This window comes from Spirillospora sp. NPDC049024 (assembly GCF_040649235.1).
In the GTDB taxonomy this organism is placed as follows: domain Bacteria; phylum Actinomycetota; class Actinomycetes; order Streptosporangiales; family Streptosporangiaceae; genus Spirillospora.
In genome coordinates, this window is the sequence record NZ_JBEZFD010000042.1 from 1 (window position 1) to 12576 (window position 12576).

The 12576-nt window shown below is 67.7% G+C and carries 9 protein-coding genes; 4 read left to right on the top strand and 5 right to left on the bottom strand.

Annotation, left to right across the window (positions count from 1 at the left end; genetic code table 11):
- Window positions 1-1075 precede the first annotated feature (1075 nt).
- Complete coding sequence (locus AB0C21_RS41865) at window positions 1076-1948, top strand: helix-turn-helix domain-containing protein (RefSeq protein ID WP_500211930.1); 873 nt, start codon at window positions 1076-1078, stop codon at window positions 1946-1948.
- On the opposite strand, the gene AB0C21_RS41870 is transcribed toward AB0C21_RS41865, so the two are convergent.
- Window positions 1949-2737: a DUF6879 family protein gene (locus AB0C21_RS41870; protein WP_500211932.1), complete on the bottom strand. Its 789-nt coding sequence runs from the start codon at window positions 2735-2737 to the stop codon at window positions 1949-1951. It lies immediately after the preceding gene.
- 207 nt (window positions 2738-2944) lie between these two features.
- On the opposite strand from AB0C21_RS41870, the gene AB0C21_RS41875 reads away from it, so the two are divergent.
- Together AB0C21_RS41875 and AB0C21_RS41880 are read left to right on the top strand one after the other, a co-directional pair.
- Window positions 2945-3094 carry an FxLD family lanthipeptide gene (locus tag AB0C21_RS41875; RefSeq protein ID WP_353820736.1) on the top strand — a complete coding sequence of 50 codons (150 nt, stop codon included), beginning with the start codon at window positions 2945-2947 and terminating at the stop codon, window positions 3092-3094.
- Window positions 3095-3128: 34 nt separating this feature from the next.
- Complete coding sequence (locus tag AB0C21_RS41880) at window positions 3129-5504, top strand: lantibiotic dehydratase family protein (protein WP_500211934.1); 2376 nt, start codon at window positions 3129-3131, stop codon at window positions 5502-5504.
- A gap of 845 nt (window positions 5505-6349) precedes the next feature.
- On the opposite strand, the gene AB0C21_RS41885 is transcribed toward AB0C21_RS41880, so the two are convergent.
- Window positions 6350-6721, bottom strand: coding sequence for a transposase (locus AB0C21_RS41885; RefSeq protein ID WP_500211935.1), 372 nt, complete (start codon window positions 6719-6721; stop codon window positions 6350-6352).
- Between the two features lie 71 nt (window positions 6722-6792).
- On the bottom strand, window positions 6793-7383 hold the full coding sequence (locus AB0C21_RS41890) for an IS110 family transposase (RefSeq protein ID WP_500211936.1): 591 nt from the start codon (window positions 7381-7383) through the stop codon (window positions 6793-6795).
- A gap of 1340 nt (window positions 7384-8723) precedes the next feature.
- Here AB0C21_RS41890 and AB0C21_RS41895 point away from each other — a divergent pair.
- Window positions 8724-8861: a hypothetical protein gene (locus tag AB0C21_RS41895; RefSeq protein WP_500211937.1), complete on the top strand. Its 138-nt coding sequence runs from the start codon at window positions 8724-8726 to the stop codon at window positions 8859-8861.
- 309 nt (window positions 8862-9170) lie between these two features.
- On the opposite strand, the gene AB0C21_RS41900 is transcribed toward AB0C21_RS41895, so the two are convergent.
- Window positions 9171-11498 carry a thiamine pyrophosphate-binding protein gene (locus tag AB0C21_RS41900; RefSeq protein ID WP_500211938.1) on the bottom strand — a complete coding sequence of 776 codons (2328 nt, stop codon included), beginning with the start codon at window positions 11496-11498 and terminating at the stop codon, window positions 9171-9173.
- Window positions 11495-12565 (bottom strand): asparaginase, encoded by a 1071-nt coding sequence (locus AB0C21_RS41905; RefSeq protein ID WP_500211940.1) that lies wholly within the window; start codon window positions 12563-12565, stop codon window positions 11495-11497. Before AB0C21_RS41905 ends, AB0C21_RS41900 begins: the two co-directional genes overlap by 4 nt.
- Window positions 12566-12576: the final 11 nt, after the last annotated feature.

Genomic DNA, 12576 nt, shown 5'->3' on the forward strand with positions numbered 1-12576 from the left:
GCCAACACCACCAACGACCAGCAGTAACGACCAACAACATCAGGGGGTCAACTTTCAGACGTCGCCAGGGGGTCAGAATTCGGCCGTCGTTGACAGCCTCCAGGCTGCCTGAGCGGCCTGTATGGACATTAACGACATAGGCCTGTGCACAGTTACCTCTCCGCGGCGTGGTCGGCGGCGCGCAACCCGAGCCGAAAGGGTACCGTCAGGGTCACCGGCCACTCTTCTCCTCACCAAGGCGCACGTGCCGGTGAGTACTCCTTACCAATCAGCGCAAGTAGCCAACAGCGACAACTCAGGCCTACAACCCCCGGACCAGGGGTTTCTACAGCGCCCTCAGCGCTCAGCGGCCGCATCGCGCTGCTGGTCGGTTGTGCCCAACGAACGTTCTCCTCATTTAACAGACTGAATTCTCAGGGTTTCATTGTGGCTCGTCAGCAAAACGATCGGAGGATTCCATGAACGCTCTGGCACACACCTCATACGTCCTCTACAGGGCGAGTAGCCAGCGATTCCACGGAGGCCCGCTCACCACCCCAAGCGGGGAAATCGAGGTCTCCCGCAGCCCTCTCGGGCTTCGCGAACCGGACCGCTCGGACAAGGCTCTCTCCACCCGCAGGGGGGCCAGCTTCCTGATCGCCGGACTCAGGGACCCGCTGGGCAGTGTCGTCATCAGTCCAGTCGCGCACGGTCGTTCCCTCAGTGCCGAGACCCTCACAAGCAAGGTCGGCGTGTCCTGGATCCGCGCAACCAGCCCTGTCGGGATCCAGCGCCGGCGGTCTGAGCCAGGCGTGTCTCGGATGCTGGATCAGATCGCCTAGGCGTGTTAGCGGGAAGGGCTCCCGCTACCTACCCCTCGGCCAGGCGTCGTCTGGCCGAGGGGTGCGTCTCAGCCTTGGCCCACCCGATTTCGACGTGGCGAAATCGGGGATGGTCAACTCGCGGCCGACTGGGAACGGTGTGTCGAGCCGGGCGTCGTGAAGAGTGTCGTTGTGTGCAGTCGGCTGCCTGTGGGTGTGAATCCTGGTAAACGGTGTCGCGCTCACCAGGTGAGGCCGGGGCATGATGGGCCACTATGCCGCCCTCACCATCGTCGTCAGCTCAAGCGGCGCGCGAGCGCTTGGGAAGCCAGCTCCGAGATCTCCGCCGGGCCAGGCGTATCTCGGGCCGGGCCTTCGCAGCCTCGGCGGGGTGGAAGTCCGCGTCCCAGGTGTCCATGATCGAGATGGGCCGCCGAACGATCTCGGCGGAGCATGTGCGGTTGTGGTGCTCGATCTGTGGAGCGTCCGAGCGCCGGACCGAGGAACTGCTCGCCGAGCAGGCGGCGGTCGCGGGGATGTGGATCCCGTACGAGCAGCTGAATCGTGGTGGCCTGCCGGCGGCGCAGAGATCGATCCGGCAGCAGTACGAGGAGCTGGTGCTGGCCCGGTCGTACCAGCCGAAGGTGTTTCCCGGCATGTTGCAGACGCCGGCTTACACTCGGGCGGCGCTGACCGGGGTGATCGTTGAGCAGGCGGTGCAGACGTCGGATCCGGACGGTGAGGTCGAGCTGGCGGTGGCCGAACGGATGGATCGGCAGAGTCTGCTCAGTCGGCCGGATGCCCGCTGGTACTTCCTGCTGGAGGAGCCGGTGCTGTGGTACCGGCCGTATCCGGCCGACGTGCACCGCGATCAGCTACGGCACCTCCTGGAGGTGCGGCGGCGGCCGAACGTGTTCCTGGGGATCATCCCGGCCGGCACCTTTCGGCAAGGCGTTCACCCGGAGGAGGCGTTCGACATCACCGACGGCCACCTGGTGACCGTGGAGCTGGTGTCGGGCTACCTGTCGGTGACGCAGCCAGCGGAAGTCGCGCTTTACGTGGCCACGTGGAAGCGGCTGTGGGCGCTGGCGGAGACCGGTGAGGCGGCAACGGGGCGGGTCCGCGCCGCGCTCGACCGGCTGGGGTAGTCAGGAGGGGGTGTAGTCGTCGTGCGGGATGCCGCATTCCCACAGCATCTCGAACATGCCGACGATGGGCAGGACCTTGCGCGGGTCGGCGACGTACTTCATCCGGCCGGTGTCGGCGCCGTCGCCTGCGGTGAAGTTGTAGGCGATGAGGCGCTGGTCGTACATGAAGAAGTCTGCGACGGGATGCGGCAGGTCGTAGGCCAGGTGGCGGGGCAGCCATCGCAGCTCCTCCCCGGCTTTGAGGTTGCCGTAGCTGATGGCATGTTCCCAGCGGATGTAGTCGCTCACGGGCTCGGACACGATCCGCAGTCGACGGAATCGGACACCGCGGGCGACAGCGCCCCCGACCAGGTCGATCCAGGCGTCCCATTGGTAGGTGGTGTCGCCGTCCTCCAGCCATTTCATGAAGGCCGGGTCCGTCTGGTCGTACGTATCGCGGGCTTCGAGGTGGACGACGGATCGTTCGGTTCCGGCCAGTAGATCCTCGAAGGCCGGTTCCCCGGGGCCGTCCCTGCCCGGCTCGTAGTCGCCGGTGAGGGCTTCGAGGAGGCTCTGTTTGAGGTTCGCCGGTGTCCAGATCGCGACCTCGTCGTCAGCGATCGATGTGTGCCGGCCCAGCCGAGCAAGGGTGGCGGGGTCGGTGACCCGGCGTCCGACCTGAAGGACGTCACCGGTGCCGGGGATCACGAGGACCGCCGGGCATTTGTTGGCGGGCGAGTCGTCGTCGATCCCGACGAAGTCGACGTCGCCGGACGGCGGGGTGTTGGGCTTTTCGGTCGGTTCGTGCATGAATGGCTCCCAGCTAACATTCGCTTCACCTGGTTCCCCCCGACCTTGACCCCCACCCCGGTCGGCGGTCAACCCCGCCGGACCGCGCACGGGTGTGAATGTGTGTGAACTTTCTGGCGCCTACGAGAACTGTCGGCGAATCTCCTTGCCATGGCCGCAAAGCCGATAGTGAGGAGCCGGTGGGCTCCGGAAAGGTATGGAGAGCCGATGACCATCCGAGAGTCCATGGAAAGCGACGAGTTCGACCTGGACATCAGTGTTCTGGAGTCCGGCGACGCATCAGCCGACCTCATCGTCCTCACCGACGACGGGTGTGGCAGTACGTGTTCCAGCCCGTGCGCGACCAACGTCGTCTGACCACGCTCTGACGTTGAGGTTCGGGCTCCCGCCCATGCTCGAAAAGGTTCCTCGGGGCATGGGCCGGGGCCCGGCAGAACGCTACCCCGAAGGCGAGATGATGGCATCAAGCGGTGGAAAGCGCCTGTATCGGTGCGCTGAGACGGCGATGGTCCGTGCCGCTCCTCACTCGGCATTGGAATTGCCGGAATGGCCGGATCTCACCGGCAACTCGCCGGAACACGTCGCCGGTTGGCGTGCGTGGCTCCTGGCGATCTGGAGGCTGGACGAGATCGCCGAAGCCATAGAACAGGCCAGCCCGGCACTGGCTCGGCAGGTTGCGGTGGTGTGCTCGACCTCGACCACGGATGCCCGAAGGGCACGGCGCACGGTGCTGTCGGTCGTGCGATACGTGCTCCGGATGACGGGCAGAGCGACGCCTTTCGGGCTTTTCGCCGGAATCGCACCGGCCGGCTTCAGTGCCCGACCGGCGGTCGAGTGGGGTGAGGACCATCCGGTCGTCGCACGGGCCGGCGCAAGCTGGATCAGCGAGGTCATCGCCCAGTTGGAAGGCATCCCGGAACTGTTGCGGCGGCTACCGCAGATGGCTAATCCCATGGCATTCGTGCGGGGCGGTCGCCTGGTCGTCCCTTACCCGCCCGGGCGGCAAGCAGGTCAACGCTCCCCGTCGGAAGTATCACTGCGGTGGACCACGCCCGTGCGGATCGCGATGGAGACGGCCCGTACTCCGGTCCCGTTCGAGGGAGTGGCGGCCGCGGTCGCCGCCGCGTTCCCGGCGACCCCGCAGTCTGAGATCGAGAAGCTGATCACCAGCCTGCTGGATCAGGGCGCTCTCATCAGCAGCCTGCACGCTCACTCCACCACGCTGGATCCCTTGGGGCATCTCGTGGAGCAGGCGGAGGAGGCCGGGGTAGGCGAACTGCGGCAGGTCGCGGACCTCTTGGATCAGCTGCGCGAGATCCATGCGGGTCTTGCCGCATACGCCCGGCTCACGACCTCTGTGGATCGCCGGACGGCCCGCCCCGCCCTCGCGGAGTGCATGGCGCGCCTGGCAACGAAGACGGACTCAGCCCCTGTGGTGGACATGCGGGTCGATTGCTCGCTGAGCTTGCCGTTTCAAGTTGCTCGGGAGGCCGAAGCGGCCACGTCGGTGTTGGCACGCCTGACCGAGTTCCCGGCAGGCTCGCCTGGCTGGCGGAGCTATCACAACCGTTTCTTCGAGCGATACGGGATCGGTTCGCTCGTGCCGCTGCGGGACCTGGTGGATCCCGATGTCGGTTTGGGGTTCCCCGCCGGTTACCTGGGTGGCGAGCCTGAAGCACGCGAGCCGGTGACCGCCAGGCAGTTGCGGCTGCTTGCCTTGGCGCAGGCGGCGGCCCTGGACGGCTGCCAGGAGATCGTACTGGATGAGGACCTGATCGGTGAGCTGGAGATCGGCACCAAAACCCAAATCCTGGTGCCGCCGCATCTCGAGCTCCGTTTCCACCTTCAGGCGGCATCCTCAGAGGCGCTGGCTCGCGGGCACTTCCAGCTCACGGTCGTGGGACCTTCTCGCGGCATCGGCACGACAACCGGCCGGTTCATCAGCCTGCTGAGCCCTGGCGACCGGGCCAAGGCCGCTGCGGTATTCGATCAGCTGCCGGTCAGCGAACCACAGGCAATGGCGGTTCAGCTGTCCTTTCCGCCGCTCAACTCGGGCGACGCTCATGTGGCTCGGACGGCAGCCTCCGCGCGCCAGCCGATTGACGGTGCCCACTGCACAACGCGTCCGCACTGCACGGCCTCCCTCCGTTCTCTCCGACAAGCGAGGGGCTCAGGTTCGCGTCTGGTTCTTCCGTCCCACAGATCCTCCGCAGAACGCCCCATACTCCTAGAGTTGGGAGAGAAAGCCAGAGAAGCCGAGGAGCTGGGCGTGGGCAGTAAGAGCGAGGCCGAGATCAAGCGGACGCTGGGCATCGATTCGTGGCGGAACCTGTCCAAGGACAAGATGCTCAGGTTCGCGGCGATGATGCCCGACCTCGACACCGAGGTGGCTATCAAGATCATCGAGCAGTTCCCGGTGTTCAAGGAGTTCGCCACCGAAACTCTGAGCACACTGGAGCGGACGCACTCCTCCGCGCTCATCGCCAACAAGCACAGCCAGGACGCCTTCCACGAGGCGTGCCGGGAAATCCGGGAGATCCTCAAGGGGCAGCTCACCCCCGACCTGCCCTTCGAGGACAGGAAGTACATCATCGACAAGCTCATGGAGCTGTCTCGCATGGAGTCTGAGAAGGACTCCGAGAACAAGAAGGTCCTGTCGGAGAACTTCAAAATGGCGGCCTTGGGGGCCATCGCCCTCCTCGCAGCGGGCGTCGCCGTCCTCGGCGGCAAGACCGCGCTCGACAACCGTTCCGAATCCGATAGCTGACCAGCCCGCCAGCCCGGTAGGCGAGGCCGCCGAGCAAACCACTAGATCACCAACGGCCCATGGCGGCTCGTTGTCGGCTCGGCGGTTCCGAAACGAATCAACACGCCGCGGTATTGGTCGGCATGGAAATCGGGCTCGATGCGGACAGGCCAGCATGGAATGTCATCCAGAGCACCGCGCTGACATGGCAATTTCGGACTTTTAATCCGCAGGGTGTCGAGTTGCTGGGATCCGCCCACCGGCATCCGTGTTCATCCAGGTGCGAGGCGGCCTTGTTCGGCGATCCACTCCATCGACACGAACCAAGGGCGACTGACGCTGCAGCGGCCTCCGCCGCCAAATATGATCTTGTTCGTGGTTGAGCAGGAGCAGGAGCAGGGGGAGCCAATTTGGGAGCCACCGTAGGTGGACTCCCCCGGACCCACCGCCGCTCTCCCAGGGCGTTTCTGCAGGTGAGAGGCTCCCCGATCGACTTCCATCGACCTTGATCGACTGATCTTCTGTGCCTGGGGGTCAAGGGGTCGTGGGTTCAAATCCCGCCGTCCCGACAGAGTTTATGCAGGTCAGAGGGCTGAGCTGGAGTCGCTCCGTGGCTTCCCCCACGGCGGTGGGGAGCCACGGGGGGAGCCAATGCCCGCAGACTCGGGCCCAGAAAGCAACTTTCGTCCCGGTGGATAGATCACGTTAGCCGGAAATGCGCGTCAAGCACATGACACCGGTCAAGAAGTCCTCGCTCTCCGCCCGAGTGAACATCCACAGACCCTTCGCTGGGCCAGCCGAGCCTCCCAGCGGCCAGCAGGCGCCCGGGACGAGGAGTGTGAAGCGCCCTGATGCTCCTATGTTTGTCAAGCGGCGGCGGGAAGATTATGGCTCGCGGCGTTTGTCCTGGTGAGGGGCTTGAAGAGCCCGCGGGCGATGTAGCGTTTGAGGCAGCGGATGATCTCTTTCTTGGAATTGCCTTCGGCGGTGCGGCGGGCGACGTAGGTGCGGGTGCGGGGGCACCAGGCCATGCGGGCGAGCACGATGAGGTAGAGGGCGCGGTTGGCTTGGCGGTCTCCGCCGCGCGAGAGTCGGTGCCGGGTGGTCTTGCCGCTGGATGCGGAAATGGGGGCGACTCCGCACAGGGCGGCGAAGGCCGCCGGAGAGGTGAGCCGGTCGGGGTTGTCGCCGCAGGTGATCAGCAGCTGGGCGGCGGTCTCGGGCCCGACTCCGTGCACTGCCAGCAGCTCTGGACGGGCCTGGGCGACCAGGGCCGCCAGGTGGGCATCGAGATCTTCGATCTTGGCGCTCAGGGTCTGGTGGCGGCGGGCCAGGCTGCGCAGGGCGAGTTTGGTGCCCTGGACGGGATCGGCGAGATCTGCGGCCGGGCGCAGGTGCTGGTCAGCGCCTGGGCTGACGGGCCGGCCATCCGCTCGCGTAGTTCGGCGGGCGCGGTGACCAGCAGGCTGCGCAGCTCGTTGATGCAGGCGGTGCGGGCCTTGATCGCGCCCGAGCGCGTCAGATGCACGGCGCGGATCGACTCGGCGATCCCGTCGCCGCCCTTGGGCAGTGCCCGGGCGCGGCCGGCCAGCACGGCGTCGGCGGCGGCGTAGGCGTCCAGCGGGTCGGACTTGCCCAGGTTGCGGCGTTGGCGGCGGTCGGGCCGGTTCGCTTCCACCACGTGCACGCCCTGGCCACTCAGGTACCGGGCCAGGCCCGCGCCGTAGGACCCGGTGCCTTCGACCCCGACGGCGTGCAGCCGTCCGAACGAGCGTATCCACGCCAGCAGTTGCGCGTATCCGTCGGCGGTGGCGGGGAACTGGGCGTCGGCGATTCGGCCGCCGTTCATCAACTCCACCGCGGCCTGGTGGGTGTCGGCGTGAGTGTCGACCCCGCCCACGATCCGCCGCTTTTTCGGCTTCTGTCGCCTCGTGCCATTCTGGACCCGCCAGCTTCGCGTGAGAACCTCGGGTGGCACGCGCCGGGCTGGTGAGCGGACAGACCAGTGACGGGACCTTGGGCCGGGCTCCTGTCAAGTCACGGGCCCCGGCCCGGGGCGCACCCCGCAGACGCCCTGACGGACGCCAACAAATCGGGGCAAAGACACTCGTCACCGAGGTCAAGGTTGGATCGAGTCAGACCCCACCAGGAACGCCTGCCCCTCTAGTCTCACTGGGTGGGATGGGGCTCGTTTTCCCTGAGCGGATGGAGTCATGGCACGTCCGTCCCATAGCCCCTTGAGCCGCGTAAGCGCGCGGTCCGCTTGATGGCCGAGGTCCGCCCGGACTACCCCAGTGAGTGGTCGGCGATGAAGGCCGTCGCAGCGAAGCCGGAAGTCACCTCGGATCGCGTTCATCGACGCATTGAAGGCATTCGGGTTCGAGCCGATCTACCGGGTGCTGTGTGCGCAGGGCACCAAGATCGCATCGTCCATCTACTACGCCGCCAAGTCGCATCCGGCCTCGCCCGGGCAGTCCGTGACGAGTGACTCAGGACCGAGATCAGCCGCATCTGCACCAACAACTACCGGGGCTATGGCGCCCGGAAGGTCTGGCGGCAGTTATAGCGCGAGGGCCACCAGGTGGCGCGCAGCACGGGTGAGCACCTGATGCGCGAACTCGGTCTGGCCGGCGTCCGCCGCGACCGCAAGATCCGTACCACCGTGCGCGCGGATGGGCATGAACGTGCGGCCGACATGCTGCGCCGAGACCTCACCGCGACCGCGCCGAACCGCCGATGGCGGGCCGACGTCACGCACGCCCCGGGTTCGCCGACACCACCGCACAGAGAACCATCCGTGCCTAGCCGGGAACTGAGGGTCTGAGCCGAGTCCACCAGGTTCGATGCTCGGCCGGCATCCACTGGAGCACCTGCATGAGCCGCGAGCGCGACCTGTACAGACTCCGGGGGCCAGTAGGGGCGCGTGCTCGCGCAACCCGGAGATCAGCAGCGCCAGGTCGACGTCCTGGGCGTCCACCACGATCTACATCGGGCCCGACAGTGAGTTCAGCCAGCGGCCGAACACGCCCACCAGCGCACCCTGCTCCCGGGGCGTGCGGAGAGCGCGAGGGGCGCGCATGCCCAATCCCGTTCTGGAACGCGCACTCCAGGCCTTTCCCGAGATGGATTTCAGGAACGCGTACGGATTGACCGAGACATCGTCAACGACCGCCGTGCTCGGCCCTGAGGATCATCGCCGGCGATCGCGTCGACCGAGCCCCGGGCGCGCGCGGTTGGGGCGTGCGGGACTGCGCCATGTTCGACCTGCCCGACGTCGAGTGGGGTGAGCGGCCGGCGACGGCCGTCGTCGCCGAACCCGGGCAGGAGCCCACGACGGACAAGGCGAGGCCCTACACGCGCGGTCGGCTGCGTGGCTAGCGAACGCGGACGATGTCTTCATCGTCGCGCTGCCGTACAGCGCCACTGGCGAGCTCTTGCGCCGCCAACCCGTCGCTGTCTTGGCCCGGGCGGATGATCGCGGTCGCCTTCACGCAACCGGCCGGCCCGCCGAGCTGGCCGGTTGCGCCGGGGCGCTTCCTAGGCGATCAGGCGGAGGGTGTCGCCGGGCGCCTGATCGCCTGGCTCGAGGGTGCCTTGCCCACCTCGCCCGCTGGGACCGGCAGCCGCCTGGTCGTGCTGCGCGCCACGGCACTGGAGGCTTATGACCGGGACGCCCTCCTGGCAAGGCTATTCCAGCAGGTCGAGGGCGGCGCGGACGATGCTGTCGGTGTCGATTCCGTGGTGGCGGTAGACGTCGTCGATGGTTCCGCATTGGCCGAACCGGGTGACGCCGAGTGAGGCGGTGGGCGTCTGGTTGATGGCGGCCAGGAACGCCAAGCTGTGCGGGTGGCCGTCCATGACGGTGACGAGCGGCCTGGCTCGCGAAGCGGGGAAGACGTGGTCGAGGATCCAGCTCGGACCCTCCTGCCGACCTTGCCGCGCCTGCAGTGCTGTGAAGAGCAGGCCGGGACTTGTCACGCACACGACGTCGGCCTCGATGTCCGTCTGCGCCAGCCGTTCGGCCGCGGCGAGCGCCTCGGGTACCAGCGCGCCCATCACGGCGATGGTGACCTTGGGATGCTCGGCGCGCCGCAGCGGATACGCTCCGGCGACGACCTGCCGCCGGCGGCGTTCCCTGGCCGCGGGGTCGGCCGGTACGGCGGCCAGGGTCTGGTCGACCGGGCGGGTGGACAACCTCAGATAGGCCGAGCTCCCGCCGGGCCTGCCGAGGCGGGCGAGGCTGGCCAGCAGCGTCCATTCGAGGTCGAGCGCGAAGGCGGGTTCGTAGCTGATGCAGCCGGGCTGTTCGATGCCGATGGAGGGGGTGGTGACCGATTGGTGTGCGCCACCTTCGGGCGCGAGAGTCACTCCAGAGGGAGTGCCGACCAGGATCGACTGGCCGCCGGCGTAGATGCCGAACGACCACGGTTCCAGGGCGCGTTCGACGAACGGGTCGTACATCACGCCGATCGGCAGCAGCGGCTGTCCCCACCGGCTCCACGTCGCCCCGAGCTCGCCGAGCAGGCCGACCAGGTTGGTCTCGGCGATGCCGAGTTCGATGTGCTGGCCGGTGGGCTTCTCCCGCCAATGCAGGATCGTCTCGGCGTCGTCGGCGAACCAGTCCACCCGCTCGTGGGCCGACCAGACCCCGACCTTGTTCACCCAGCCGCCCAGGTTGGTGCTGGAGCTGACGTCCGGGCTGACCGTCACTACCCTCCGGGCCGCCGACGGTGCCTGGCGGCTCAGATCCATGAGCGCCCGGCCCAGGGCCGCCTGAGTCGTCGCGGTTCCGGACGGGGTGCGGCCGAGGTCGGTCGGAAGCTCGGGCGGCGGCTGCGGCGACACATCCGGGCGGCGCAGCCACTGGGACCTGTCCGCACAAACGCGTTCAGCGGCGCTGCCCGTGGCGAACCGCTCCCATGGGTGTTCGAGGTCCGTGCCGAGCCTGCCCGCCAGCTCCTGCATATGTTCGGGGGTCAGCAGCGAGGAATGGTTCTGTGGATGGCCGCGTGAGGGGAGGCCGTAGCCCTTCACCGTGTACGCGAAGATCACGGTTGGCCGGGTGTCATCGATCGAGGCGTACGCCTGATCGAGCGCGGGCAGGTCGTGGCCGCCGAGGTCGCCGACGGCCGCCGTCAGGGTCGCGTCGTCCAGGCCGCCGACCAGTGCGCTGATCGGCTCGCGCAGCGGACCCTGACCGGGCAGCCGTTCCCGCACTTGGTCGGCGGTGCAGCGCAAAAGGCGCTGGTATTCGGGGTTGGGCATCTGATCTATGCGGGTGCGCAGGGCTTCCCCGCCCGGGCGGCTGAACAAATCCTCCAGCAGCCGGCCGTACTTCAGGGTGAGCACCTGCCAGCCGGCCGCGGCGAACATCCCTTGGAGACGATCGGCGGCGATGTGGGGCACCACCCGGTCGAGCGACTGACGGTTCAGATCGACGATCCAGACGATCTCGCCCAGCTCGATGGTGCCGGGGTCAAGGATCGCCTCCCATACGGCGCCTTCGTCCAACTCGGCGTCACCGAGCAACGAGTACTGCCGGCCGGTGCCGGCGCCGCCGCTGGTGTGCTCAACGTAGCGGCGGGCCAGCGCGCCCCAGATCGGGGCGGTGGCACCGATCCCCACCGACCCGGTCGAGTAGTCCACCGGATCGGGGTCTTTGGACCGGCTGGGGTAGCTCTGCAACCCGCCGAACGCCCGCAACGTCGTCAGGTACGACTCGTCCAGTTCGCCCAGCAGGTAGTTGATCGCGTGCAACACCGGTGAGGCGTGCGGCTTCACCGAGACCCGGTCCTCGGGGTGCAGATGCCGGAACCACAGCGACGTCATGATCGACACCATCGACGCGGACGAGGCCTGGTGTCCGCCCACCTTCAGGCCGGAGGGATTCGGCCGCACCCGGTTCGCGTGATGGATGGTCGCCGTGGACAACCACAACACGCGGCGCTCGATGTCCCGCACGACATCGAGAGGGGCGGCTCCGGGCTGCGGCGGGGCGGGCGCGGTACTGGTCATCCATGAATCCTTCCGCGACGGAGCAGAGCGGGCCTTCTCCGCCCGGACTTCGGCGGAGGGTAGCCGCCCGCGTGGGCGAATGTGGCGCGGATGCCGTCCCGATCGTGCCCGGCGGCCAGCAGGCGATGGAGCAGGATACGGGCCTTGAGCGGGTCGAGGAAGCCCGCGGAGATCAGGCCCCGGCCGAGGAGGTCGGATTCCGATCCTGCGAAGGCGTAGGTGTGGGCGAGTACCGAGCCGGCGCCGGTGCGGGACGCTAGCACCACGGGCATCTCTCCGGCCAAGTCGGTCAGGGTGTCCACGACTCGGTCGGGGACGTGGCCGGCGCCGAATCCGGCCACGACGAGCCCGTCGCAGTGCCCGCTCGCGGCGTGCAGGAGCGCTCCGGTGTCGCTGAACGCCATGGTGACCAGGGCGACCTCGACCGGGCGGGGCGCGGTGAGGGTGGGGATCGTGGTGCGGTCTGTCGGGTGGTTGAGCATTCGAACCTGGCCTTCCACGATATATCCGAGCGGTCCGCCGTTGGCGGAGACGAAGGTATGGCCGCTGGTGGAGTGGGTTTTGCGGACGCGGGAGGCGGCGTGTATCTCGTCGTCGAAGACCACCAGCGCGCCGAGTTCGCGGGCCTGCGGGCTTGCGGCGGTATGGATGGCGGCCAGAAGGTTTGCCGGTCCGTCGGCTCCGGCCAGGGAAGGGTTGCGCATGGCGCCGGTGACCACGACCGGTTCCGGCCGGGAGTGGGCAAGGTCGAGCAGGTAGGCGGCTTCTTCGATGGTGTCGGTGCCCTGCGTGATCACCACGCCGTCGGTGCCGGTGGCGAACTGCCTGTGGATCGCGGCGGACAGATCGGTCAGGTCGTCGAAGACCAGCGACGCGCTGGGGACCCGGCGGAAGTCCTCCACCTTGATGGCGATGCCCGACTCATCGAGACCGGGCACGGCCGCGACAAGTTGGTCGGCGGACAACGCGGGCACCACGCCCCCGCCGGTGGCGGAGGTCATGGCGATCGTGCCCCCCAAGCCGAACACGGCCACGCGACGCGGCGAGGTGGTCGTGACTTCCAGCACTGGTACCCCTT